The following is a 26,145-nucleotide window of genomic DNA, read 5'->3' as shown; positions in this document are numbered from 1 at the left end:
GGATGGTTGAAATAGATTCTATTTATCAACGGATTGCGCTGACGGGACAGGTGTTGGGTGCGCTGTTTTATTATGCGCCGGACAGTCCGGCGTGCAGTGATATGGTGGCGCAACTGAGCTGCGGTGCGTGGGGCGCGGAGTGGCCTTATGGCCTTGAAGCGCAGCTCATGCCCATTGCTGCACTATTGGCGCAACATCAGCCGGAAGAGACGCGGGAAGAGGCTTGGCAGCGCCTATTTATCGGCCCCTATGCACTGCCCGCGCCGCCATGGGGGTCGGTCTATCGGGATAAAGAAAATGTGCTGTTTGGCGACTCGACGCTAAAACTGCGTGGCTGGATGGCGCAACAGCAGGTGGAGGTGACCTTGGCACAGCAAGAGCCGGAGGATCATATTGGTTTATTGCTGATGATGGCCGCCTGGCTGGCTGAGCATCAACCGACGGATTTACCTGTTCTATTGGCAGAGCACTTGCTCCCCTGGAGTTATCGCTATCTGGCCTTACTACAAGCCGATGCCAACCACCCGTTTTATCAGGGGCTGGCTGAGCTGACGACCCTCACACTGACCCATTGGCAAGATGAATTACAGGTAACATCGACTGTGGTTGAGTTATATCGCTGAATTAAAAGATTGAGCTATTTGATAACTAGCGTGACTTTTTTACCAATACGTCCGGCCATGCTTATCAATGAATCAAGGGTGAATTTCTCAGTTTTTTGATTAACCACATCGGAAACTCTTGGACGCGACACATGCAATAATGTGGCCGCGTCTACTTGCCGTATTCCTTCTGATTTGATCCAACTGGCAATTGACGTCATCAGTGTTTTTTTCATTGCTAAAGCCTGTTCAATTTCTGCATTTGATTCAGCCAACAACTGAGTTGCCTCAATATCTGAGAAACCTAAATCAGCAAAAATATTGTCTTCAGCGGTTGTAATGTGACGTGATGCTGTGTCAATTTTATCTCTCATCTTTTGTCCTCCGCTCATGAATAATTTCTTTGTAACGCGCTTTAATAATGTTGACGTCTCTCAGACTGGTACTTTGTGATTTCTTTTGAAAACTATGTAAGACGTAAATTTTTTCTTCAAATTTAGCGACATACACGACACGAAAAGCTCTTGAATTATCATCCAATCGTATCTCAATGACGCCTGCACCCCAATTGTTAATTGGTTTGAAATCGTTAGGCTCTAGGCCATATTGGATATTCCTTAGCTGCTTTCCTGCCACTGCACGCGTACTTTCCGGAAAAGCCTTCAAATCTTCAAGTGCACTGCCACGCCAATCTATTACTTTTCTACTCATTCATCACTCCTTGATGCATGTATAAAATTTTATACCGTTTGTTGGGATAATCAATACGCTTTTACTGTGGCTACCGGCTAAAAAAACGATTTTTCTCCAACCTATCCCTACCGACAATCGACCAATTTGTGACCGGCTTCTACTTTCCTTGCTCTCATATTGGACAAGCCGAGAGGGGTTTGTATTATTAGATTGAATATAAATTTAATAGTGAATATATATTCAATGCGGAGAAAAATAATGAAAAATACCCTACTGAAATCCTGTCTTACCGCAGCATTGATCTCCATGGCAGGTGTTGCTGGTGCCGCCAGTAATGGCCTGATCGCCATCATCACCCCCTCTCACGACAACCCCTTTTTTAAAGCCGAGGCAGAAGGTGCTAAAGCCAAAGCGACGGAGTTGGGATACACCGTCCTGGTGGCCTCTCATGATGACGATGTGAACAAACAGAACCAACTGCTGGAGACCGCCATCGCCCGTAAAGCCAAGGCGATCATTCTGGATAACGCCGGCTCTGATGCCACTATCGGGCCATTGAAAAAAGCTAAAGCCGCTGGTATTCCGACCTTCCTGATTGATCGTGAAATCAATGAAACCGGGATTGCCGTTTCACAAATAGTCTCCAATAACTACCAGGGCGCACAGCTGGGCGCAGAGAAATTTGTCACCTTGATGGGTGGCAAAGGCAAATATGTTGAGTTGTTGGGGCGTGAATCTGATACCAACGCCCACGTCCGTTCACAGGGCTATCACGACGTGATCGATGAACATAGCGACATGAAGATGGTCGCCCAACAGACTGCAAACTGGAGCCAGACTGAAGCTTTCAACCGTATGGAGTCCATTTTGCAGGCTAACCCAGATATCACTGGGGTTATCTCCGGTAACGACACCATGGCATTAGGCGCTGAAGCTGCATTAAAAGCCGCAGGCCGCAAGGATGTCATCGTGGTTGGATTTGACGGCAGCGACTATGTTCGCGACTCCATCATCAACAAAGGCAATATCAAAGCCACCGTGCTTCAGCCAGGTTGGGCACAGGCCCAGATGGCGGTGGTTCAGGCGGATAAATACCTGAAAACCGGTTCTACCGGTCAGGAAGAAAAACAGCTGATGGACTGCGTATTGATTGATGAAAACAATGCCAAAAACCTGAATGTCTTTGCGCTGAAAGAGTAACCCTTTGAGCGGGTTTGCTAAAACGCGCGATTAAAAGGCAATGAGGGGCGTAACAGCCCCTCCTGACAGGAGGCAGTATGTGGTTCAGTGCTCTAGCGAAAGCAGGCGGTTTGTTGGTGATAAGTGCGCTGCTGGTGGCTTGCACCGTGGTGGATTTAGATGAGAACGGCAAACCTATTCTGCCGGTCGATCCCAATGCGGTAGTCAGTGACTATAACCAACCATCGGACAAAGTCGCCGCCACCATTTGGGTGAGTAAAGTGATGCCGTTTGCCAACAGCAATGCACTCAGTTGGCAGCAAGTGAAACAGCAGCAAAGTCAGCCAGCAATAGGGAAAAATAGCCAAAGTCATTTTGTCCGCTTCAGCGGCAAAGTGGTGGCGCTAGACACCGAAGGGCGGGAGGGGGCGATTAAGTTGGCGGTCGATGGCGATGAGCAAGTGCTGCAATTGGGGCCAATCGTCAAGGGCAATGCTATTCGTGATGCATCAACTTTTATCCGCTTCGAAGATTTTAAAAATCAGGTGCAATACGCCCAGCTCTCTAAGGCGCTCAGTAAACGTGCTTTACAGGATGTGGCAAAACCCGACGCCAGTTGGGTGGGGCAGCAAGTCGAAGTCTTGGCGGCGGTGACACTCACCGCTACCGGTCTCAGTAATGCGGTGCCGCTCAGCTTAAATAAGGAGAGCCACTAATGGACCACAGACCTGACATCGTCATGCGTGCTGAGGACATTTCGATGCGTTTTCCCGGCACATTGGCGCTAGATGCCGTCAGTTATAACGTGTATCGCGGCAAAGTGAATGTGATCATCGGTGAAAATGGTGCGGGTAAATCGACACTGATGAAGATTCTGGCTGGAGTACAGCAGCAAACGTCAGGGCAGATCTACCTGAACGGGCAGTCGGTGACCATTGCCAATACCCGCGAGGCAGCAGCGCTGGGTATCGGCATGGTGCATCAGGAGCTGAATTTGTCGGAGAATCTCAACGTCGCGGAGAACATCTTTCTGGGGCGTGAGATCCAGCAAGGTTTGAAACCGATTAATCAGGCTGCACAGGAGTTGATCGCAGAACAGTTGATGGTGCGTCTGGATCAGGCCATCTCGCCGAAAGAGATGGTTTCCAACCTGAAAGTGGGCCAGCAGCAATTGATTGAGATTGCCAAGGCGCTGGCTGAGCAGGCGGATATCTTGATTCTGGATGAGCCGACCTCGGCACTGAGTAAAACTGAAGTCGATATTCTGTTCCGGGTGATTCGCGAGCTGACGCGGCAGGGGGTCTCTATCGTCTACATCTCCCATCGGCTGGAGGAGTTGATGGCGATTGGCGACTACATCACCATTTTACGTGATGGTCGTTTTCAAGCCGAAGCGGCGGTCAAAGAGATTGATGTGCCGTGGATTGTGCGTGAAATGCTAGGCAGCGACCCGGTATCCAGTTTCCTCCATCCGGACCGGACTTTCGGCGCGCCAATGATGGAAGTCGATAATGTCACTTTAATCAATGAATCCGGTAACACCGTGGTAAATCAAGTCTCACTGCAAGTGCGGGCGGGGGAGATTGTCGGCATTTACGGGTTGATGGGGGCGGGGCGCACCGAACTGTTTGAGTGCCTGTTGGGCACACAACAGAACTATCTCGGCACCATCCGGCTCAATGGCACGGCGATTAGCAGCAAAACCTCTACCGCAGAACGCATCCGCTTGGGCATGAGTTTAGTACCGGAAGATCGTAAAAAAACCGGTATTTTCCCGGTGTCATCGGTGGCGAATAATCTGACTATCTCCAGCTTATGGCGTCGGCTAAAACATCGTTTTGCTATCTGGCAGGAGAGTGAAGCGCAGGTGGTGGCGACGGTGATTGGTGATCTGTCGATCAAAGTCTCTTCGCCGCAGGTGGAGATTCAGGCACTCAGTGGTGGCAATCAGCAAAAAGTGGTGATTGGGCGCTCATTACTTACCAGTCCGAACATTTTGCTGCTGGATGAGCCGACACGGGGTATTGATGTCGGCGCAAAAGCAGATGTGTTTGAAATGATGGTGAAACTCTCTGAGCAGGGGATCTGCATTCTGTTTTCCACCTCAGATCTGAAAGAGATCATGGCGGTATCTGACCGCATTCTGGTGATGTCGAACGGCAAACTGACCGCGAATGTTTCTCGTCAGTCGGCCAATGAGTCGGCATTGGTTACGGCAAGCGCACAAGGGTTTGAATGATGAAAGCAACAACTGGCACTGCGTTGGCGAGTCACCAGCCCGGTGGCGCGTCTTGGTCACGGGAAAATATGCTGCTGCTTCTGCTCAAGATGCGCACCTTTATTGCCCTGTTCCTGATTCTGGGTTTCTTCTCCGTGATGGTTCCGGGATTTTTGGCGACCGGTAGCTTGATCATTATGGTGAAGCACATTGCAATCAATGCCTTCCTCGCCTTGGGCATCACCTTTGTCATTATCACCGCCGGTATCGACCTCTCTATCGGTGCAACTTTGGGCCTGTGCGGCATGATTGCTGGCTGGATGATCACCCAAGGTATTGTTTTACCGATGTTTGGTATTGCCATCTTCCCCAGTGTTTGGGTTGTGGTTCCGGTGGTATTGGTTATTGGTGCACTGATAGGCGCGCTCAATGGCTGGATCATCACCCGCTATAACGTCGCGCCCTTTATCTGCACCCTCGGCACCATGTATGTGGTACGCGGTGCGGCGATGTTGATTTCCGGCGGCGAAACCTTCCCAGGTTTACAAGGGAATCCGCAACTGGGGAATACCGGCTTTGACCTACTGGGTTCCGGCACGCTACTGGGGTTGCCGATTGCCATCTGGATTATGTTTATTCTGGCGTTAGTGATTGCTTATGTGGCACGTCGCCTGCCTTTTGGCCGCCATGTTTACGCCATTGGTGATAACGAGCGGGCCGCAGAGCTCTCCGGCGTCAAAGTTCGGCAGGTCAAAGTCTGGGTCTACACCATCTCTGGTTTCTGCGCTGCCATTGCCGGGATCATCGTCTCTGCTCAACTGGTGGCGAGCCATCCAGCGAATGGCAGTGGCTTTGAGATGAATGCCATCGCCGCGGTGGTATTGGGCGGAACTTCTCTGGCCGGGGGCCGGGGCACCATTCTCGGGACATTAATTGGCGCATTTGTTATCGGTATTTTGGCCGACGGGCTGGTGATGATGGGGGTCAGTGAATTCTGGCAAATGGTCATCAAAGGTATCGTGATTATTGTGGCGGTCATTATCGACCAAATGCAAAACCGGATGCAGCACAAAGCGGCGATAGTCTCGCAAAAATCTAGCGTCAATAGATAGCAGCACCTATCACCGGCCGACGGGCGATATCGACCTGTGGGCCACAGAACAGTGAAGATGTCATGCCGGAGGGCGTTTTCCGGACAGGCTTGATGAGAGCTATTTTTTAGCACTATCAGGAATAAATATTCGGTAATGAGTAAAAATTCATTGGCGGATAAAAATTAAAGAGAGGTAATGTCATGAATCCGTATTCATTGTCAGTCGATGAGTTGGTGAAAAAGGCGCGTGCTATCCGCCGCCGGATAGTCCTGCTTAATGCGAATAGCCCGGCAGGGGGGCATACCGGTGCTGATCTTTCGCAGGTAGAGATTCTGACCGCACTCTATTTTCGCCTCCTTAATTGCGCACCAGATCGCACCACTGATCCTGAGCGCGATATCTACGTGCAATCTAAAGGCCACGCGGTGGGCGGTTATTACTGCTGCCTGGCCGAGGCCGGCTATTTTCCCGAAGCTTGGTTGGCGACCTATCAACATGCGAACTCCCATCTACCGGGCCATCCGGTAAAACATAAAACGCCGGGTATTGAGCTAAATACCGGTGCTTTGGGCCATGGCCTGCCGGTCGCGGTGGGGATTGCGCTGGCGGCAAAACGTGCCAACAGCAAACGTCGGGTCTTTGTTTTGACTGGTGATGGTGAACTGGCGGAGGGGAGCAACTGGGAGGCCGCGCTAGTGGCTGCTCACTACCAACTAGATAACCTGATAATCATCAACGATAAAAATAAGCTCCAGCTGGCAGGAACCACTAAATCAATCATGAACACTGATCCGTTGGCGGATAAGTGGCAGGCATTTGGCCTACAAGTCACTGAATGTCGTGGCAATGATATGCAATCGGTGGTGGAAACCCTGGAGGGGCTGCAACAAAACGGCAAACCCAATGTGGTGATTGCTAACACCGAAAAAGGGGCCGGGATCTCCTTTATTCAAGGGCGTGTGGAGTGGCACCACCGGGTGCCAAAAGGTGCTGAAATTGATCTGGCACTGGAGGAATTAAATGATGAGTAACGCAGAACATTTGGCTTCAGTGATGGTTGAGCAGTTTATTAACGCGGTGGATAACGGCGTGGATCTGGTGCCAGTAGTGGCAGACTCCACCTCGACGGCCAAAATCGGGCCATTTATGACCCGCTTTCCTGATCGGGTGGTGAATGTCGGTATTGCCGAGCAGGCGATGGTCGGCACGGCGGTGGGTCTATCCATGGGCGGCAAAGTAGCGGTGACCTGTAATGCCGCGCCATTCCTGATTTCGCGCTCCAACGAACAGCTCAAAATTGATGTTTGCTACAACAACAGCAATGTAAAACTGTTTGGCCTCAATTCAGGTGCCAGTTATGGGCCGCTGGCCAGTACCCACCACTGTATCGACGACATTTCTATCTTGCGCGGCTTTGGCAATATCGAAATCTATGCGCCCTCAGACCCAGAAGAGTGCCGCCAGATAATCGATTATGCCCTGGCCCATCAAGGGCCGGTCTATATCCGTCTCGATGGTAAATCTTTACCGCAACTACATGATGAGCACTACCAATTTATCCCCGGCCAGATTGATGTTTTACAGCAAGGGCAGGATATTGCTCTGGTAGCAATGGGTTCTACAGTGCATGAGGCTGTTAGTGCCGCGGCAGTGTTGGCGGATAACCAGGTTTCTGCTGCGGTGGTCAATGTTTCTTCGATTCGTCCGTGTGATACTCAACAACTGTTAACCATCCTCAAAAACAGCCAGCGGGTGATTACCATCGAAGAACACAATATTAATGGCGGTGTGGGCAGTCTGGTGGCTGAAGTGCTGGCTGAAGCGGGTTGTGCTATTCCGCTGGTTAGACTCGGTATTCCCGATGGCGGTTATGCGATTGCTGCCGATAGAGCAGAGATGCGTGCCTATCATGGCTTTGATACGGCAGGCATTGTGGCTCGTGCGCTGCGGTTTTGCCGAGGAGAGTAACTATGCTAACGCCGAGCAGGTCGGCGGTGTCGACGCCGATTATTTTGGCTATTGATGAAGGCACCACCAATGCTAAAGCTATTGCGGTGGATATGGCAGGACAGATTCTGGCTAAGTCCTCGCAGCCATTACAGCTGGAGCACCCAAAGCCCGGCTGGGCGGAGCAAGATCCGCTAGCAATCTGGCAGGCGGTTTCTCTGGCGATTGAAGGCTGCCTGAGTCAATTGGTTGGCGCGCGCGTTGCGGGTATTGCTATCAGCAACCAGCGCGAATCGGTGCTGATTTGGGAACGAGCAACCGGCAACCCACTGACGCAAGTGGTTAGTTGGCAGTGCCGGCGTTCTGAGACTTTCTGCCAGACCCTGAGTCAGTTGCCGGAAGCGGCCATGATTGCAGAGCGCACCGGATTGCAGATTGATCCCCTGTTCCCCGCGGCTAAAGTCCACGGTCTGTTAGCGCAGATCCCACGGGGCGTTGAACGGGCGGCTCACGGCAAGTTGTGTGTCGGCACTATTGATTGTTGGTTAACCTGGCAACTCACTGGCGGTCAAAGCTTCTCTACCGATTTCTCCAATGCGGCGCGCACTCAGCTGTTTAATATCCATTCGGGGCAGTGGGACCCTGATCTGTTGGCGCTATTTGGTATCCCTAGCCTCTGCCTACCGGCGGTCTTACCCTCGGCGGCTATCCACGGACACACTGGCAATACCGGTATTATCGGCTTGTCACCGGGTGTGCCAATTGTGGCGCAAATTGGTGATTCACATGCCGCGCTCTATGGGCAGGGCGGTGACCGCGCCGGTGAAATCAAAGCCACCTACGGCACTGGCTCCTCTCTAATGACTACCGTGAAACAGGCCGTGACACAGAGCAATGGCTTGAGCACCACTATTGCCTGGCATGACGGCGAATTACGTTACGCCCTCGAAGGCAATATCACCCATACCGGCTCAGGTGTGGCGTGGGTTTCACGCATGTTGGGCATCACTGATTTAGCTCGCCTGACCGAAATGGCGCAGAGCCAACCAGGTAACCAGGGGGTCTATTTCGTCCCCGCACTTTCCGGGTTAGGTGCACCTTATTGGGACAGTCAGGCGCGGGGGCTATTTTGTGGTTTGACCGATGCGACGACACCGGCAGTACTGGCTCGCGCAGGATTGGAGTCGATCGCTTACCAAATCGCGGATGTCTTTTTTGCCATGGAACGGGCGGGTAATCATCGCCTTGAACAGCTACGGGTGGATGGTGGCGCGACCAGCAATCACTGGCTGATGCAATTTCAAGCTGACTTGTTGCAACGCACTTTGATCCGCAATCACACCGCAGAAGTGTCGGCGTTGGGGGCGGCTTATTTAGGCGGGAAAACCCTTGGCTGGTGGCAGGATAGCCAGCAACTCGCGGCGCTACCCCGTGAAGTGGAGTACATCGAACCGCGCGCTCAAAGTGCGGAGATGCAAGATAACTATCGCCTCTGGCAAACGGCCATCGCGCGTGCGCGTTTTCAGCCGAAATAACCCACACTAGGAGTAAGCATATGTCAGCAATACCTCGTAAGTTAACTTTCGCGGTGATTATCGGCAACCGGGGTTTCTTCCCAAGCTATCTGGTCGCCGACGCGCGCCGTGATGCACAGGCGCTGTTCGATAGATTGGGCATCAACATCATTATGCTCAATGAAGAGCAAACGCCCCTGGGTGGGGTAGAGAATTGGCGTGATGCCAAAGTGTGTGCCGAGTTGTTCCGTAAACACAGCGAAGAGATCCACGGTGTAGTGGTTATTCTGCCCAACTTTGGCGATGAAAAAAGTGTCTCCGATGCTATCCGCCTGTCGGGCCTGAAAGTGCCGGTACTGGTGCAGGCCGAAGAAGATGCGCTGGACAAAATGGGGCTGGCGACCCGTCGTGACAGTTTCTGCGGTAAAATCTCGCTATGTAATAACCTGCGTCAATACGGCATTCCATTCACTTTGACCAGACAGCATGTGTGCAGCCTGAACAGCGAAATATTTAGCCATGACGTAGAGCAATTTGTGCAGTTGTGCCGCGTGGTTCACGCCATGAAACGGGTGCGTGTGGGGGCTATCGGTGCTCGCCCGACTAACTTTAATACTGTGCGCTACAGTGAAAAATTATTAGAGAATTTGGGGATTACGGTTGAAACCCTCGATTTATCTGAGGTGTTCTTCCGCGTCGCTAACCTCAGTGATAATGATATCCGCGTGGGTGAAAAACTGGCGTTATTAAAAGCCAATGGCGACACCAGCGCTATCCCGCAAGATAAGCTGCATAAAATGGCGAAGCTGTTTGTGGTTATCAGCGAATGGATCATCGCCAATGATATTGATACCACCGCCATGCAGTGCTGGACCTCGCTGCAACAGAATTTGGGGATCAACGTCTGCTCCATTATGAGTGTGATGTCGGGGCAACTGATGCCAAGCGCCTGTGAAGTGGATGTAATGGGGGCGCTATCGATGTACGCGCTGGCCAGCTGTTCGCTGTCACCAGCATCTATTGCCGACTGGAATAACAACTTTGGCGCTGAACGCGATAAATGCGTGCTGTTCCATTGTGGCAACTTTGCGAGCGAAAGTCTGGAAAGCTCAACCATGGGTACCGCAGATATTATCGGGACAACCGTTGGCTGTGAGAATACATGTGGTGCCGTTCATGGCCGCATGAAGTCTGGGCCATTAACCTATTTTCGCCTCTCTTCCGATGATTTTACTGGGCAAGTGCGGGCGTATGTGGGAGAAGGCCGCTCTGTCAGTGATGAGTTGGATACCGTTGGCTGCCGCGCGGTGGTGGAGGTTCCACAACTGGAAAGCTTACTCACGCATATCTGCAACAACGGTTTCGAACACCATGTGGCGATGAACCATTCAGCCACAGCTCAAGTGCTGCAAGAAGCATTCAGTAAATATCTGGGTGTTGATTGCTATTGGCATGGGAAATAGAGGTACTTCAAGCCGCGAACATGCGAAGTTTGAGTCATTCCGCACCCGAGAGGGTGCGGCTATTGAGGTCATTACAGGAGTCTCTCAGCGGTTAAACGGTCAGTAATCAAGACATCAATATAGTTACCGGTCAGTGCACCACGAATAGCGGCACTTTTTCCGACGCCACCCGCCAGTGCCACTACCCGTGGGCAAGCACGTAATTGTGGCAGTGACATGCCAATTACCGGATCTTCTTCATCACTGAGTACGGCGTTTCCGGCGGCATCAAAATAGTGCAGACACAGATCGCCTACGGCACCACGTTCCGCCAGCAACTTCAGCATCTCTTCATGGTAATAGTTGCCGGAGTTTTTCAATAATTGCGATGGCTCCAAATCACCAATCCCCACTAATGCCAAATCAACTTCAGCAAATTTATTCACTACGTCGGCGACTTCGCCGCTGGATATCAAACGGGCACGATCTTCAGTGGATCGCTCAATACTCTGTGCTGGCAACAAGTAGGCCGGACAATTCAAAATATTTGCCAAAGCTTGGGTTAACAATGTGGCCTGCACGTTGCCGTTGGGGCCGACCCCACCCAACAGCTGAATAACACCGCTGGTTTTGATGTTCAGCGGATGGAGATTGTCCACCATCGCGCGGATAGTGCTGCTCCATGAGGAGATACCGACCATATCATTTGGGCGAATACTGGTTTGCATATAGTGAGCAGCAGCAGAGCCGATAGCCTGCTTTAACTGGGCTGGATTGGCGTCATCTGCAACGTCAACCACTATGGCCTGGTCGATACCATAGTGTTTTTGAATCTGTGATTCGATACCAATAAACATATTGGCGGGCTGGATAACGCTGATTTTAACCACCCCCTCCTTGACGCAACGGGTTATCGCACGGGACACGAATGACTGAGACAAATGCAGGCTGTCAGCAATCTCAGATTGCTTCATGCCCTCGGTGTAATACAGCGTGGCTATTTTCACCAACAACCGTTGTTCATCTTGTCTCGACATGGTTCCATCCCGCTAAATACCTGAGTTGGTATTTTTATTCAAAGCCGAATAAATAACAAGCAGTACCGAATTCTCACGTTTTTTTGTATTTATAGCCATTAAGGCTCTACACCGACCAATAGTGGATAGTGGTGATTACCGTTATCCGCATTATGGTTCAGGTTCCTGCTCTTTATGCGCAGTGGCGACTTCGGGTTGATCGGGCGGTGGCATGATGTCGTGAATCATCTGCTCATCAAAACTGGGGTTTAACGCAGGAGATAGCGGCGAACTCACCAGACTATCGGGTATCGCCATATGTGGCAGCGGTGCATCATTAACGAATTCGTCTTGATCCTGCTTAACGGTTCTGCTGAGTGCTATCAAACCCAGACCACAGAGCGAGAAGAACGCATACAGAATATTGCCACCCAGTGGCGCAATCAGCGCACCCACGGCAAGTGGCCCGATACTGGCACCAACACCGAATGACATCAGTAAACAGGCAGCCAGTGACACTCGTCGCTCGGGGGCAATCAGATCATTTGCTAACGCAACCACTAGTGGATAAAGGGTAAACTGCAACATACTGACGATAAAGCCCAGACTTAGTAATAAATGGAACGAAATATGGGGTACCAATGCCAGAGGTAGGGCCGTTAATGCCAGTAATAATGCGTTAATTCTGATCAATAGCGTACGGTTATAGCGATCTGACAACCAACTGAGTGGCAGTTGTGCCACTAAACCGGCAAAAATAGAGAGTGCCATAAACAGCCCGGTCTGTTGCGTTGATAGCGATTGCAGGCTGGCATAGACCGGCGCTAACCCATAAAACGAACCGACAATCATGCCAATGACCAAGGTTGATGCCAGTATCTTGGGGATCGAGTGGATAAAGAATTTTAGCTCCATAGGGGCCGGAGACATCTGCTGGGCGTTACTGCGTGTGGTTAGTGCTACAGGGACCAGGCAGAGGGCAAAAAATAGCGCGATAATCATTAGGGTGCTCAAACCTAGCTCAGGTTGGAACATTAGCACCACTTGACCTAGCGCCATACCGGCATAGGTCGCAGCCATATAAAAACCAAACACAGTGCCGCGCTGATTAGACTCTGCCTGATCATTCAGCCAACTTTCCAGAACCATGAACTGGCACATCATGCAGAGGCCGATAATCAAGCGCAAAACCACCCAGGCGGGGATGTATTCAGTCAGTCCATGACTTAACACGGCGGCGGTGATAATACCGGCACAAGCCACATAAGCGCGAATATGCCCTACGCGGGCAATCAGGAAGTGACCGACCTTGCCGCCGATAACCAAACCAATATAGTTGGCAGCAATGATTGCCCCAATTAATGCCCCTGATACATGGATGGCGGTCAAACGCAGCGAGATATAGGTGGTCAGTAAACCAGAGCCAAGTAACATCAAAACGGTTGCGCTATAAAGCGGGAAGAAGGCGTTAAGAATTTTTTTCACTGTCACGTCCTTTGTTCATCATCCCGGAAAAATGACCGGCACCACAGATGCCGCCAACTGAATCTCTTTGTTTCGATACTAACAGCTGAGTCTCTGAGGTAAAGCTTTGTACGGGAAAGTGCTTTTTTTCATTTCACCCTGCGAACTGTTTCGCATAACTGACAGCTGTTGTCGATTCGAGCCAAAGAAGTGCTACTATCGGCGGCGAAGAGTTAATGACTGTGGGGGCAACAATGAGCGAGAAACAATTACGTCAGCTCAGTATTGCGGTCGGTAATAAATTGAAAGCGCGTGCTGCCTGGGTGACTTGTGCTGAATCCTGTACTGGTGGCTGGGTTGCCAAAGCACTGACAGATATCGCAGGCAGTTCCGCGTACTTTGACCGTGGTTTCGTGACATACAGCAATGCGGCAAAACATGATTTACTGGGTGTCGACGAAACCACATTGGCAAATTATGGTGCGGTAAGTGAGGCCGTGGTGCGAGAGATGGCGCTTGGGGCACTGAGCGCGGCCAACGCCGACTTTGCGGTCGCTATCAGCGGTATTGCAGGGCCCGATGGTGGTAGTGCGGATAAGCCGGTTGGAACTGTGTGGTTCGCTTTTGCGGCGCGCGAAGGGCGAGTCGTGGCGTACAAGCAGCTTTTCTCCGGTGACCGTGACACCGTGAGGCTGCAAGCGGCTGTTTTCGCACTACAAACACTATTCGATGATTTTCTGTAAAAATAGGCTTGATACTGTATGATTGTACAGTATAATTAGCGTTAATTTCCTGTACAAAACAACATTCAGTGGTGATGGTAGGGGTAACCCCGGCATACCAGAGAGGGAGTAAAAATGGCTATTGATGAGAATAAACAAAAGGCGTTAGCAGCAGCACTGGGCCAAATTGAAAAACAGTTCGGCAAAGGCTCTATCATGCGTCTTGGCGAAGACCGCTCAATGGATGTTGAAACCATCTCTACCGGTTCACTTTCTCTTGATATCGCATTGGGGGCTGGTGGCCTGCCAATGGGGCGTATTGTTGAGATTTATGGCCCTGAATCATCAGGTAAAACAACACTAACATTACAGGTTATTGCCGCCGCACAGCGTGAAGGCAAGACCTGCGCATTTATCGATGCAGAGCATGCGCTTGATCCAATTTATGCCAAGAAATTAGGCGTAGATATTGATAACTTGCTGTGTTCTCAGCCAGATACGGGCGAACAAGCGCTGGAAATCTGTGACGCGTTAACCCGCTCCGGTGCTGTTGACGTAATCATTGTTGACTCCGTGGCAGCATTGACACCAAAAGCCGAAATTGAAGGCGAAATTGGTGACTCTCATATGGGCCTCGCGGCTCGTATGATGAGCCAGGCCATGCGTAAACTGGCTGGTAACCTGAAAAACGCCAATACCTTACTGATCTTCATTAACCAGATTCGTATGAAAATCGGCGTGATGTTCGGTAACCCTGAAACCACCACCGGTGGTAATGCGCTTAAATTTTACGCGTCTGTACGTTTGGATATCCGCCGTATTGGTGCAGTAAAAGATGGTGACGTGGTTGTTGGTAGCGAGACTCGCGTTAAAGTCGTGAAAAACAAAATTGCCGCGCCATTTAAGCAAGCTGAGTTCCAGATTCTGTACGGCGAAGGCATCAACATTAACGGCGAACTGGTTGATTTGGGTGTTAAACACAAACTGATCGAGAAAGCTGGCGCATGGTATAGCTATAACGGTGACAAGATTGGTCAGGGTAAAGCGAATGCCAGCAACTACTTAAAAGAAAACCCAGCCGTTGCTGCTGAGTTGGATAAAAAACTGCGTGAAATGCTGCTCAATGGCGGCAATGGTGAACAACCTGTAGTCACCGCAACCGTTGCCGATGAAACTGATGAAACCAGCGAAGAGTTTTAATTCGTAGGTTTAACCGTCAATAGTGTTAGCACGTTAATTAGTTAGCAAATGGCCCTGAGAGTGGGCCATTTTAATAGATAGCGGTTGGTATACAGTCCTCCACTTATACCCATACCCAACGTTATTGGAGATGCGGCACACGCGAGAATGAATCCCGATGAGCAGACATCAGTCAGTAATTCGAGTGAGCGAGAGCTGCTAACACAGTTGTCACTTCAAGTAAGAAGGATATATGAATGACCTGCTAAGTCGCGCCATGAGACTGCTCTCCCAACGTGATCATAGCGAATCTGAATTGCGTCGGAAACTTGCGGCACAGCCATTTTCAGCCAAAGGAAATTGGGGAAAACGCACTAATAGTGAGTGTGACAAAATCACTGACGATATCGATCCAAAAGTTATCGATCAGGTAATTGAGTATTGCTACCAACATGATTGGCTGGACGATTCTCGGTTTGCTACCAGCTATATAAATAGCCGCAGTCGCAAAGGATATGGTGCACAACGTATCCGCTCAGAATTGATGCAAAAAGGTGTCGATAAAGAGATAATTCAAGCGGCATTCGAAATCAGTGAAATCGACTGGTGTATCCTCGCAAAAGAGATTGCACAGCGTAAATTTAGTGAAATTTTGCCTGTTGAATGGAAGGAAAAGGCCAAAGTTCAGCGTTATCTCCTCTATCGTGGCTTCTTCCAAGAAGAAATTCAGTCGATTTACAATGATTTTTCCGAATGAATGCACACGGGATTTTACTTCCCCTCGAAGAAAATTTATCTTATTCCCACTTTTTGCTCGTGAGCTTACCCAGTGTGTTACCAGTTATAGGTATGCGATATGCTCACGGACTATTCTTTTAGCTTGTTTCCGGGACAATTATGAGTAAGAGCACCGCTGAGATTCGCCAAGCGTTTCTCGATTTCTTCCATAGCAAGGGACATCAGGTTGTATCAAGCAGCTCTTTGGTCCCTAATAACGACCCTACGCTGCTGTTTACCAATGCCGGGATGAACCAGTTTAAGGACGTATTCTTAGGTTTAGATAAGCGGGCTTATTCCCGTGCGACGACCTCTCAGCGCTGCGTGCGGGCGGGTGGTAAGCATAATGACCTTGAAAATGTAGGCTACACCGCACGTCATCATACCTTCTTTGAAATGTTGGGTAACTTCAGCTTTGGTGATTACTTCAAACATGACGCTATCAGCTTCGCATGGGAACTATTAACCGGCGAACAGTGGTTCAATTTACCGAAAGAAAAGCTTTGGGTAACTGTTTATGAGACTGACGACGAAGCCTATGAGATCTGGGCTAACGACGTTGGTATTCCTCATGAACGTATCATCCGTATTGGTGATAATAAAGGCGGTGCCTTTGCCTCAGATAACTTCTGGCAAATGGGTGATACCGGCCCTTGTGGCCCGTGCACAGAGATTTTCTTTGATCATGGTGATCATATCTGGGGGGGGCCTCCAGGCTCGGCAGAAGAAGACGGCGACCGCTATATTGAGATCTGGAATATCGTCTTCATGCAGTTTAACCGACAGTCTGATGGCACAATGTTGCCACTGCCTAAGCCGTCAGTTGATACCGGTATGGGGCTTGAGCGTATTGCAGCGGTATTGCAGCACGTTAACTCTAACTACGAGATTGACCTGTTCCGCGATTTGATTACTGCGGTGGCAGATGTCACCGGCGCTACTGATTTTTCAAGTAAGTCACTACGTGTTATTGCTGACCATATCCGCTCTTGTGCCTTCCTTATCTCTGATGGTGTGATTCCATCAAATGAAAACCGTGGCTATGTTTTACGCCGTATCATTCGCCGTGCAATTCGTCATGGCAATATGTTGGGTGCTAAAGATACCTTCTTCTATAAATTGGTTGCTCCGCTGATCGCCGTAATGGGCTCCGCCGCTGATGAATTGAAACAACAACAGGCCATGGTTGAGCAAGTTCTGAAAACCGAAGAAGAGCAGTTTGCACGGACATTAGAGCGCGGTTTAGCACTGCTGGATGAGGAGCTCAACAAACTGACTGGTGACACTCTCGACGGGGAAACCGCCTTCCGTTTGTATGACACCTACGGCTTCCCGGTTGATTTAACCGCGGATGTTTGCCGTGAGCGCAATCTTAAAGTAGATGAAGCTGGTTTTGAGCAAGCAATGGAAGCTCAGCGCCGCCGTGCTCGTGAATCCAGTGGCTTTGGTGCAGACTATAACAGCCTGATCCGTGTTGATAGTGCGAGCCAATTCTCTGGTTATGACCATGTTCATCAGCAAGCAACGGTTACCGCGCTATTCCGTAATGGCCAGGCCGTTGATGAAATTCATGCAGGTGAAGAAGCAGTTGTCGTACTGAATCAAACGCCATTCTACGGTGAATCTGGCGGGCAGGTTGGTGATACCGGTGAGCTGAAAAATGCGACAGCAACTTTTGTTGTCGCTGATACTCAGAAATATGGTCAGGCTATCGGGCATCTGGGGAAATTAACTCATGGCACGTTACGGGTTAACCACAGTATTGATGCTCAGGTTGATGCCACACGACGTGACCGTATTCGTCTGAACCACTCTGCAACTCATTTACTGCATGCTGCATTGCGTAAAACGTTGGGCGAGCATGTGGCGCAGAAAGGCTCCTTGGTGAATGATAAATATCTGCGTTTCGATTTCTCGCATTTTGAAGCAATGAAGCCAGAGCAAATTCGCTTAGTAGAAGATTTAGTTAACGAGCAGATTCGCCGTAACTTACCAATCCAGACTGAAGTGATGGAACTGGATGCAGCGAAAGAAAAAGGTGCCATGGCTCTGTTTGGCGAGAAATATGATGACCAAGTGCGCGTTTTGAGCATGGGTGATTTCTCAACCGAACTCTGTGGTGGTATCCACGCTAGTCGTACTGGTGATATTGGCTTGTTCCGCATATTGTCAGAGTCAGGCACTGCTGCGGGTATTCGCCGTATTGAAGCTGTGACAGGCGAGGGCGCAATAGCGCTGTTGCATCAGCAAAGTGACTTGCTTCAGGATGTTGCTCATCTGGTGAAGGCTGATACCCATAATCTGGCAGATAAAGTTCGTGCGGTGCTCGATCGCAGTAAAATGCTTGAACGTGAACTCCAGCAGCTAAAAGATCAGCAGGCAGCCCAGGAGAGTGCCTCTTTGTCATCCAGTGCAAAACTGGTCAATGGCGTGAAACTTTTAGTTAGCCAGTTGGACAATGTAGAGCCAAAGATGCTGCGTACCATGGTTGATGATCTTAAGAATCAACTGGGTTCGGCTATTATTGTGCTGGCAACGACAGCAGATGATAAGGTCAGCCTGATTGTTGGCGTAACCAAAGATCTTACGGGCAAAGTAAAAGCGGGTGAGCTAATCGCTGATATTGCCCAACAGGTAGGCGGTAAAGGCGGCGGACGCCCTGATATGGCTCAAGCAGGCGGTACTGATGTGCAGGCATTGCCATCGGCATTAGCAAGCGTAGAGGCATGGGTAGCATCCCGGCTATAAACAAGTAATATCTATTAAATCAATACGCCATATCTCTGTGTTGGATATGGCGTTTTTCAATTTTCCTGTCATAGTTCGATAACAAAGTTAAACGCAAAGTTGTTTGCTTCAGCTAAACTTGTTTTAGGTATTAGTTAAAGACTCGACCAAGCTACTTACATTTTATGTGAATGTGATGGCTTACGTTTTCACGGTGTATGATGGATAATGGCGGGGAAACTGAGAGACCCGACTCTTTTAATTTTTCAAGGAGCAAAGAATGCTTATTCTGACTCGTCGAGTTGGTGAAACACTCATGATTGGCGATGAGGTTACGGTTACTGTATTAGGAGTTAAAGGCAACCAGGTTCGAATTGGTGTAAATGCTCCGAAAGAGGTTTCTGTTCACCGTGAAGAAATCTACCAGCGCATCCAAGCAGAAAAGTCTCAACCGACGACTTACTGATTTTGAAGCAGCGTCTCGTGTCAAACGAGGCGCTACTGCTGTTTATTCCCCCTTGTTATGCCACCTTATTTCCTTTTTGCGTTTTCTCCTCAGTCCTCACCCCTGTTTTCGGCCTATTTAACGAGCTATCGGAATAATTTCTTTTTTGTCCCGATGCAAATTGCGTATCAATAAGCACTATCTTGCCTGTTGATAAAACACTCTTTTCGACGTCAAACTAGTCATGTTGCGTGTGAATTGTGCAAATGAACGTGAGTTGGGAAAAATTGTTTGACTTATAAGTGCGGGAAAGTAATATGTGCGCCACGCAGTGCCGATGAGCTTCTTCAAAAGCAAGTTAGGCACAATTCGAAAGAAGCGTATGGTGAGGTGGCCGAGAGGCTGAAGGCGCTCCCCTGCTAAGGGAGTATACGGTCAAAAGCTGTATCGAGGGTTCGAATCCCTCCCTCACCGCCATTTACTATGCACCCATAGCTCAGCTGGATAGAGTACTCGGCTACGAACCGAGCGGTCGGAAGTTCGAATCTTCCTGGGTGCACCATATTTTGCAGTATGGTGAAATAGTCAAATGAACATCAGGTAGTGTCAAAGAATTAATTGCACCCATAGCTCAGCTGGATAGAGTACTCGGCTACGAACCGAGCGGTCGGAAGTTCGAATCTTCCTGGGTGCACCATCTTCTAGGTCATACATCTTGTTGTTAAGTTTCACTTGTTGAAACGCCTCCGTAAAATTAGAAATACAAAATCGCACCCATAGCTCAGCTGGATAGAGTACTCGGCTACGAACCGAGCGGTCGGAAGTTCGAATCTTCCTGGGTGCACCATATTAAGAAACCTCGCTATGGCGGGGTTTTCTGCTTTTGAGCTTCGGATAACCACAGAAGCGAGCGGTCGGAAGTTCGAGCCGAGCGTAGCGAGACAACGTTGCTTTAGCAACGGCCCGCAGGGCGAGGCAAAGCCGAGTCATCTTCCTGGGTGCACCATATTAAGAAACCTCGCTATGGCGGGGTTTTCTGCTTTTGAGCTTCGGATAACCAAAGAAGCGAGCGGTCGGAAGTTCGAGCCGAGCGTAGCGAGACAACGTTGCTTTAGCAACGGCCCGCAGGGCGAGGCGAAGCCGAGTCATCTTCCTGGGTGCACCATATTAAGAAACCTCGCTATGGCGGGGTTTTCTGCTTTTTGGCTTTGCGCCATTCAACCGCTTGAAATCTTTTAACTCTCCTCTCTTACTTTAACGGCCAAACTCACCTGTTTCCCTGATGGTAAATGCGAGCTTATCTTGATGGAAACTACTTTTTCTTTATTAAATTCATGTAATTATACAGTCAGCGACAATTTAGTTAGTTTGCGATAAAGTAGCTTTTCATTTTCTGCCTGGTCGTGGGGTCACGATGTACGATCATTATGATGGCCTGATCTTTGATATGGATGGCACCATCCTGGACACAGAGTCCACCCATCGTCAGGCATGGCGTCAGGTGCTCACACCTTACGGGATGCATTTTGACGAGCAAGCCATGGTCGCTTTGAATGGTTCGCCTACCTGGCAAATTGCCCGCGTAATCATCGCTAATCACCAATCGGATCTGGATCCTCATTTACTGGCTGCGGAGAAAACCGCGCTGGTGAAAACGATGCTGCTGGATAATGTGAAGCCTCTGCCGCTCATAGAGGTGGTTAAAGCCTACCATGGGCGTAAACCTATGGCTGTCGGCACTGGAAGCGAGCACGCTATGGCTGAGATGCTTTTACGGCATCTGGGCCTACGAGGCTATTTCGATGTAATTGTTGGTGCTGATGATGTCGCCAAACATAAACCAGAGCCTGAGACATTCTTGCGTTGTGCAGAGTTACTCGGCGTGCGTGCAGATCAATGCGTGGTCTTTGAAGATGCAGACTTTGGTGTCGAGGCCGCGAAAAGGGCGAATATGGCAATAGTTGATGTGCGTCTACTGTGAGTAGTACGCTAGCCATAGCTTCATTGTTTGGGAGTAGTTTTCTCAGCGCGACGCTCTTACCCGGAAATTCTGAAATTCTGTTAGTCACCCTATTAATGGCAGGCAGTGCGCCCGCCATGATGCTGGTGTTGTCTGCCACCGTCGGAAATACTTTGGGGGGGCTAACAAATGTTGTTATAGGGCGTTTATTACCGGAGTTAAAGCCACAGCGTGGGATGAGTACAGCACTCGGCTGGCTTCAACGTTTTGGCCCGGCAGCTTTGTTGTTGAGCTGGCTACCGATAGTGGGCGATTTGATGTGTGTGTTGGCAGGCTGGTTGCGTATGCCCTGGGGTCTTGTCGCTTTTTTTCTGTGTCTGGGAAAAGCATTGCGTTATATCGTGTTAACGGTGATTACGCTGCAAGGAGTTGCCTGGTGGCAGTAAAACGTGTGACAAACTTACGTAGTCACATCTATGCAGTTTCAGTATGCTGACGAGTTATGGTTTTCAAGAGCGGGAGGTCGATTTGATCCCGGATGTATCACACGCGCTGACTTGGTTGGAAGCGCACCCTAAAGCCCTGAAAGGGATCCGTCGCGGTATCGAGCGGGAAACATTGAGAGTGACTGCCGATGGCCAATTAGCCTCGACGGGTCATCCAGAATCATTGGGTGCAGCACTAACACATCAATGGATTACCACTGATTTTGCTGAGGCATTGCTGGAGTTCATTACGCCAGTAGATGGTGATATTGACCATCTACTGACGTTTTTACGTGATATCCACCGTTATACCGCACGTAAATTGGGTGACGAGCGCATGTGGCCACTCAGCATGCCTTGCTTTATCGGGGCTGAGCAGGATATTGAACTGGCTAAATATGGCTCTTCTAATATTGGTCGCTTCAAAACACTTTACCGTGAGGGCTTAAAAAACCGTTATGGTGCGTTGATGCAAACTATTTCAGGTGTGCACTATAACTTCTCTTTGCCGCTGGAGTTCTGGCAGGCATGGGCAGGTGTCACCGATGAAAAAAGTGGTAAAGAAGAGATTTCAGCGGGCTATTTCCGCCTGATTCGCAACTACTATCGCTTTGGTTGGGTTATTCCTTACCTGTTTGGGGCATCTCCGGCGATTTGCTCATCATTCCTGCAAGGGCGTGAGACCGCATTGCCATTTGAACGCAACGATAAAGGGATGTGCTATTTACCTTATGCCACCTCATTGCGCTTGAGTGATCTGGGGTATACCAATAAATCGCAAAGCAACTTGGGCATTACGTTTAATGATCTAAACACCTATGTTGCTGGGCTGAAGCGGGCGATTCAAACGCCATCAGAAGAGTATGCGGCTCTGGGGCTTAAAGAGGGTGATCGTCACCTGCAACTGAATACCAATGTGTTGCAGATTGAAAATGAGCTCTATGCGCCGATCCGACCTAAACGGGTTACCCGTGCCGGTGAATCACCTTCTGATGCTTTATTGCGTGGCGGTATTGAATATATCGAAGTGCGTTCGCTGGACATTAACCCATTCTCACCAATTGGTGTTGATGCGGTTCAGGCGCGTTTCCTCGATCTGTTCCTGATTTGGTGTGTGCTGGCGGATGCGCCTGAAATGAGCAGTGACGAATTGCTGTGTACCCGTAAGAACTGGAATCGGGTCATTTTGGAAGGGCGTAAACCTGGGCAAACCATCGGTATGGGATGTAACGATACCCGTGAGCCGCTAGAGAAGGTGGGCAAAGATCTGTTTGCAGACTTACGCCGCGTTGCAGAAGTATTAGATGGCAAAGAGAGCACGGAGTATCAACAGGTTTGTGACGAATTAGTCGCCTCGTTTGATGACCCGAGCCTGACATTCTCCGCGCGTATTTTGCAAGCGATGAAAGAAGGTGGTATTGGTGGTGTCGGTCTTGAGTTAGCTGAGCGCTACAGGACAATGCTGCAAAGTGAGCCATTGGAGTTGCTGACAGAAGAGCAGTTGGCCGCAGAGGGCGAGGCGTCATGGCAGCGCCAACGTGAGCTGGAACTCAAAGATAAGCTAAGCTTTGAAGAGTACTTGTTGCTTCACGGCGGGCAGTAAAAAGAAAAGGCCACATAACTTCTGTGGCCAAATTAACATCTCTGGTAAAACAGGGATGATGATAACAAATGCGCGTCTTTCACATATTAAGACGCGTGGGATAGAAAAAAGTTTCACAGGTTGCGAAAAAAGATCGAATAAAAATGACTTTTTTTATGAGGAGGTAACTAAATGCCATTACTGGATAGCTTTACTGTAGATCATACCATTATGAAAGCCCCGGCAGTACGTGTTGCTAAGACGATGAAAACCCCTCATGGCGACGAGATAACTGTATTTGATTTACGCTTCTGTGTGCCGAACAAAGAAGTGATGCCAGAGCGCGGGATTCATACGTTAGAACACCTGTTTGCGGGTTTCATGCGTAACCACCTCAATGGTAACGGTGTTGAAATCATCGATATCTCCCCTATGGGATGCCGTACTGGTTTCTATATGAGTCTAATTGGTACGCCTGATGAGCAACGAGTAGCCGATGCCTGGCAAGCGGCAATGGCCGATGTGTTGAAGGTCACTGATCAACGGAAAATTCCTGAGCTGAATGAATACCAGTGCGGGACTTATCATATGCACTCGTTGGAAGAAGCACAGGAAATTGCCAAAGGCATTATTGACCGTGGTGTACGTATCAACCACAACGAAGAGCTGGCATTGCCGAAAGAGAAACTGACTGAGTTGCATATCTAGCGTGCAGATTCTATCTATTTGTTTTTCAGACTACTGACAAACCCGATGGCGCGGCTCGGGCCTCCAGGGAGGGATTTACGGCGTCTTTACGTTCTACCTGTTCTCTCCGCAATCGGCACTTTGTCAATAACCTCAAAAGACGCTAAAAAGGCGTCTTTTCTATTTTTTACTGGGTCATCTGCGCTGCACGTTTTCAACAGTTCTTTATAGCGATGAATGATCCTGAGCTATGATCGGCTTCACACGTACCCGCTTAATCATATTTTCTTGCACATCCAGCACATCAATCAAATAATGACCGACACGGACTTGAGCATCTACCTGCGGAATCTCTTCCAGTGCTTCCAGTAGCATGCCATTAATCGTGCGGGCATCGACCGGTAGTGACCAATTAAAGGCTTTGTTGAGTTCACGGACACTGGCGCTGCCATCAATTAGTACTGAACCATCACTTTGCGGATTGACCTCTTCGGCGAGCGTAGGGGACATTGAGGTGGTGAAGTCGCCAACAATCTCTTCCAAAATATCTTCAACCGTCACCAACCCTTGGATATCGCCATATTCATCGACAATCATCCCGACTTTCTCTTTATTCCGCTGGAATTTCACTAGTTGCACATTCAGCGGTGTTCCCTCGGGGATAAAGTAGATTTCATCGGCTGCACGTAGCAGATTCTCTTTATTAAACTCTCTCTTTTCAGTCATGAGTCGATAGGCTTCCCGCACCCGCAACATGCCAATAGCATCATCTAATGACTGGCGATACAACACGATACGACCATGGGGAGAGTGGGTGAGCTGGCGCATGATTGACTTCCAATCATCATTGATATCAATGCCTACCACCTCATTGCGCGGCACCATGATATCGTCGACCGTGACCTTTTCCAGATCCAGCACGGATATCAACATATCTTGATTACGGCGGGAAATTTGTGATTGGGATTCATTCACAATACTGCGCAATTCATCTTTGCTGACTGCATCACTGCGGTGCACATTCCCACGTATACCGCACATGCGCATCAACCCACGAGTGATAGTATTGAGCAACCATACCAGAGGTAGCATGATTTTCTGCAAAGGAGCCAGCAACACACTACTGGGGAACGCAACACGTTCAGGATAAAGGGCCGCGATAGTTTTCGGCATCACTTCAGCAAAAATCAGCACCACAAAGGTAAGCACCCCAGTTGCAATGGCGACCCCTGCATTTCCGTATAACCGGATACCGACGATAGTCGCAAGTGCTGAAGCCAGAATATTCACCAGATTATTGCCAATCAGGACCAAACTTATTAATCGGTCGGGGCGACGTAGCAGCTTCTCAACCCGGCGTGCGGCGCGATTTCCTTGCTTGGACAAATGGCGTAGACGATAGCGATTAAGTGTCATCATACCGGTTTCGGAAGCTGAAAAATAAGCCGAAACCACGATCATAATGACCAGAATAATGATCAGCGTGCTAGTTGATACATGATCCAACGCAGTATTCCTTATTGCGATAAGGACCCTGTTAGTTCAACAGGGCCATGTGCGAATGGCTGAGGAATGACTAAGGAACCATGATTTCCTGAACCAGCCGGCTACCAAAATAAGCCAGTGTAAGCAGAAATGCGCCAGCAAAACTGAACCAAATCACTCTGCGCCCGCGCCAGCCTTCATGGTAATGGCCCCACAATAAGACAATATAGACAAACCAGGCCATGATCGATAACACCGCTTTATGGACATTTTCTTTGCTAAATATATTGTCCATATAAAGCAAACCAGTGCACAGGGTCAGTGTGAGCAATACCACGCCAATTTGAGTGATATGGAACATTTTGCGCTCAATGCTCATTAATGGCGGCATATCGGCATTAAAGGTCACTTTCTTATTCTTTAGCTGATAGTCGAGCCAAGCTAGCTGTAGCGCATAGAGTGCCGCGATGATCAGTGTCGCGTAAGCAAAAAGCGCCAGCCCAATGTGAACGAATATTGCCGGGCTGGCTTCTAAATGGGTAATAAATTCGCCGGGCAGCAAGCTGGCAAGGGCCAGATTGATCATGGCAAAACTATAGACGATAGGCAGTAGGAACCAGCCTCGCCCCTGTGAGGCGACGATAGTCATAATTGTACAGATCATCAGCCCGACGATAGAGCCGATATTCAATAAAGTGAGGTTTTGGCCACCACCAACGTCAAATATCTGATGCTTCAGCGCAATAGCGTGGCACACTAGCGCTACGACGGCAGAAATCAGCGCTAACCGCCGGTAAGCACTATTTTTTTGCACCAAGCTTGGGACAATCAAGCCCAGGCTGAGCGAATAAGCGATCAAAGCCAAAATGGAGAACACGGGCATAGCGTTATATAAGCATCGGCTAAGTGAATTAGATTGCCAGTATA

The 26,145-nt window shown here is 49.4% G+C and carries 24 protein-coding genes, 4 tRNA genes and 2 other RNA genes; 24 read left to right on the top strand and 6 right to left on the bottom strand.

All coding sequences use genetic code 11. From position 1 onward, the window contains the following. The first annotated feature begins 2 nt into the window (after positions 1-2). Positions 3-623, top strand: a complete 621-nt coding sequence (dmsD, locus tag FFE93_RS16870) for a Tat proofreading chaperone DmsD (protein WP_138775612.1) — start codon at positions 3-5, stop codon at positions 621-623. 14 nt (positions 624-637) lie between these two features. Here dmsD and FFE93_RS16865 read toward each other — a convergent pair whose 3' ends face one another. Together FFE93_RS16865 and FFE93_RS16860 are read right to left on the bottom strand one after the other, a co-directional pair. Next, the gene (locus FFE93_RS16865; RefSeq protein WP_005274018.1) at positions 638-976 is read right to left on the bottom strand and encodes a helix-turn-helix domain-containing protein; all 339 of its coding nucleotides are present in this window, start codon (positions 974-976) and stop codon (positions 638-640) included. After that, positions 966-1,313 carry a type II toxin-antitoxin system RelE/ParE family toxin gene (locus FFE93_RS16860; protein ID WP_032897766.1) on the bottom strand — a complete coding sequence of 116 codons (348 nt, stop codon included), beginning with the start codon at positions 1,311-1,313 and terminating at the stop codon, positions 966-968. The genes FFE93_RS16865 and FFE93_RS16860 overlap by 11 nt, the downstream gene beginning before the upstream one ends. 240 nt (positions 1,314-1,553) lie before the next feature. Between FFE93_RS16860 and FFE93_RS16855 the strand changes: the two genes are divergently transcribed. The 8 genes from FFE93_RS16855 (at position 1,554) to FFE93_RS16820 (ending at position 10,710) form a co-directional block, all read left to right on the top strand. After that, entirely contained in the window at positions 1,554-2,495 is a 942-nt protein-coding gene (locus FFE93_RS16855; protein WP_032897764.1) for a D-ribose ABC transporter substrate-binding protein, read from the top strand. Between the two features lie 77 nt (positions 2,496-2,572). After that, entirely contained in the window at positions 2,573-3,190 is a 618-nt protein-coding gene (locus FFE93_RS16850) for a DUF2291 family protein (protein WP_057647932.1), read from the top strand. Beyond that, complete coding sequence (locus FFE93_RS16845) at positions 3,190-4,713, top strand: sugar ABC transporter ATP-binding protein (protein ID WP_032897762.1); 1,524 nt, start codon at positions 3,190-3,192, stop codon at positions 4,711-4,713. Before FFE93_RS16850 ends, FFE93_RS16845 begins: the two co-directional genes overlap by 1 nt. Beyond that, positions 4,713-5,804: an ABC transporter permease gene (locus FFE93_RS16840; RefSeq protein ID WP_049599616.1), complete on the top strand. Its 1,092-nt coding sequence runs from the start codon at positions 4,713-4,715 to the stop codon at positions 5,802-5,804. Before FFE93_RS16845 ends, FFE93_RS16840 begins: the two co-directional genes overlap by 1 nt. Before the next feature lie 182 nt (positions 5,805-5,986). Then, positions 5,987-6,817, top strand: coding sequence for a transketolase (locus tag FFE93_RS16835; protein WP_005274004.1), 831 nt, complete (start codon positions 5,987-5,989; stop codon positions 6,815-6,817). Continuing rightward, positions 6,810-7,754: a transketolase family protein gene (locus FFE93_RS16830; RefSeq protein WP_032897818.1), complete on the top strand. Its 945-nt coding sequence runs from the start codon at positions 6,810-6,812 to the stop codon at positions 7,752-7,754. The genes FFE93_RS16835 and FFE93_RS16830 overlap by 8 nt, the downstream gene beginning before the upstream one ends. 26 nt (positions 7,755-7,780) lie before the next feature. Then, complete coding sequence (locus FFE93_RS16825; protein WP_049600069.1) at positions 7,781-9,268, top strand: FGGY family carbohydrate kinase; 1,488 nt, start codon at positions 7,781-7,783, stop codon at positions 9,266-9,268. Positions 9,269-9,288: 20 nt separating this feature from the next. Further along, the gene (locus FFE93_RS16820) at positions 9,289-10,710 is read left to right on the top strand and encodes an L-fucose/L-arabinose isomerase family protein (RefSeq protein WP_005273998.1); all 1,422 of its coding nucleotides are present in this window, start codon (positions 9,289-9,291) and stop codon (positions 10,708-10,710) included. Positions 10,711-10,781: 71 nt separating this feature from the next. Here FFE93_RS16820 and FFE93_RS16815 read toward each other — a convergent pair whose 3' ends face one another. Beyond that, positions 10,782-11,726 (bottom strand): sugar-binding transcriptional regulator, encoded by a 945-nt coding sequence (locus tag FFE93_RS16815; RefSeq protein WP_054872251.1) that lies wholly within the window; start codon positions 11,724-11,726, stop codon positions 10,782-10,784. 150 nt (positions 11,727-11,876) lie between these two features. Then, positions 11,877-13,190 carry an MFS transporter gene (locus tag FFE93_RS16810; protein WP_032897758.1) on the bottom strand — a complete coding sequence of 438 codons (1,314 nt, stop codon included), beginning with the start codon at positions 13,188-13,190 and terminating at the stop codon, positions 11,877-11,879. Between the two features lie 233 nt (positions 13,191-13,423). Here FFE93_RS16810 and pncC point away from each other — a divergent pair, with 233 nt between their 5' ends. From pncC to luxS, 15 genes are all read left to right on the top strand, one after another. Further along, on the top strand, positions 13,424-13,912 hold the full coding sequence (gene pncC, locus FFE93_RS16805; RefSeq protein ID WP_032897756.1) for a nicotinamide-nucleotide amidase: 489 nt from the start codon (positions 13,424-13,426) through the stop codon (positions 13,910-13,912). A gap of 114 nt (positions 13,913-14,026) precedes the next feature. Beyond that, positions 14,027-15,091, top strand: a complete 1,065-nt coding sequence (gene recA / locus FFE93_RS16800; RefSeq protein ID WP_005273986.1) for a recombinase RecA — start codon at positions 14,027-14,029, stop codon at positions 15,089-15,091. Between the two features lie 232 nt (positions 15,092-15,323). Continuing rightward, positions 15,324-15,827: a recombination regulator RecX gene (recX, locus tag FFE93_RS16795; RefSeq protein ID WP_005273983.1), complete on the top strand. Its 504-nt coding sequence runs from the start codon at positions 15,324-15,326 to the stop codon at positions 15,825-15,827. Positions 15,828-15,967: 140 nt separating this feature from the next. Further along, the gene (gene alaS / locus FFE93_RS16790) at positions 15,968-18,595 is read left to right on the top strand and encodes an alanine--tRNA ligase (RefSeq protein ID WP_005273981.1); all 2,628 of its coding nucleotides are present in this window, start codon (positions 15,968-15,970) and stop codon (positions 18,593-18,595) included. A gap of 259 nt (positions 18,596-18,854) precedes the next feature. Beyond that, positions 18,855-19,040 carry a carbon storage regulator CsrA gene (gene csrA / locus FFE93_RS16785; protein WP_002209449.1) on the top strand — a complete coding sequence of 62 codons (186 nt, stop codon included), beginning with the start codon at positions 18,855-18,857 and terminating at the stop codon, positions 19,038-19,040. A 363-nt stretch (positions 19,041-19,403) separates the two neighbouring features. Then, positions 19,404-19,496: transfer RNA gene (locus tag FFE93_RS16780), tRNA-Ser, on the top strand. Between the two features lie 8 nt (positions 19,497-19,504). Next, positions 19,505-19,581: transfer RNA gene (locus FFE93_RS16775), tRNA-Arg, on the top strand. Between the two features lie 58 nt (positions 19,582-19,639). Next, a tRNA-Arg gene (locus FFE93_RS16770) sits at positions 19,640-19,716 on the top strand. Between the two features lie 73 nt (positions 19,717-19,789). Further along, positions 19,790-19,866: transfer RNA gene (locus tag FFE93_RS16765), tRNA-Arg, on the top strand. Positions 19,867-19,906: 40 nt separating this feature from the next. After that, positions 19,907-20,025, top strand: a non-coding RNA gene (locus FFE93_RS16760) — RtT sRNA. Positions 20,026-20,064: 39 nt separating this feature from the next. Next, positions 20,065-20,184: non-coding RNA, RtT sRNA (locus tag FFE93_RS16755), on the top strand. Between the two features lie 249 nt (positions 20,185-20,433). Next, the gene (yqaB, locus tag FFE93_RS16750; RefSeq protein WP_054872254.1) at positions 20,434-21,000 is read left to right on the top strand and encodes a fructose-1-phosphate/6-phosphogluconate phosphatase; all 567 of its coding nucleotides are present in this window, start codon (positions 20,434-20,436) and stop codon (positions 20,998-21,000) included. Then, a complete protein-coding gene (locus FFE93_RS16745; protein ID WP_032898735.1) occupies positions 20,997-21,425 on the top strand; it encodes a YqaA family protein in 429 nt (142 codons plus the stop codon). The genes yqaB and FFE93_RS16745 overlap by 4 nt, the downstream gene beginning before the upstream one ends. Before the next feature lie 43 nt (positions 21,426-21,468). Continuing rightward, complete coding sequence (gshA, locus tag FFE93_RS16740) at positions 21,469-23,067, top strand: glutamate--cysteine ligase (protein ID WP_172678500.1); 1,599 nt, start codon at positions 21,469-21,471, stop codon at positions 23,065-23,067. Positions 23,068-23,238: 171 nt separating this feature from the next. After that, positions 23,239-23,754 carry an S-ribosylhomocysteine lyase gene (gene luxS, locus FFE93_RS16735; RefSeq protein ID WP_005278434.1) on the top strand — a complete coding sequence of 172 codons (516 nt, stop codon included), beginning with the start codon at positions 23,239-23,241 and terminating at the stop codon, positions 23,752-23,754. 204 nt (positions 23,755-23,958) lie between these two features. Here the strand turns inward: luxS and FFE93_RS16730 are convergent, their stop codons facing one another. Then, positions 23,959-25,239, bottom strand: a complete 1,281-nt coding sequence (locus FFE93_RS16730; RefSeq protein WP_138775610.1) for an HlyC/CorC family transporter — start codon at positions 25,237-25,239, stop codon at positions 23,959-23,961. 70 nt (positions 25,240-25,309) lie between these two features. Continuing rightward, positions 25,310-26,101: an inner membrane protein YpjD gene (locus FFE93_RS16725; RefSeq protein WP_005278430.1), complete on the bottom strand. Its 792-nt coding sequence runs from the start codon at positions 26,099-26,101 to the stop codon at positions 25,310-25,312. Positions 26,102-26,145: the final 44 nt, after the last annotated feature.

The organism is Yersinia sp. KBS0713, from assembly GCF_005937895.2.
Taxonomy (GTDB): domain Bacteria; phylum Pseudomonadota; class Gammaproteobacteria; order Enterobacterales; family Enterobacteriaceae; genus Yersinia; species Yersinia bercovieri.
The sequence above is the reverse complement of the archived record's forward strand: the minus strand, read 5'-3'. Positions and strand labels throughout refer to the sequence as shown.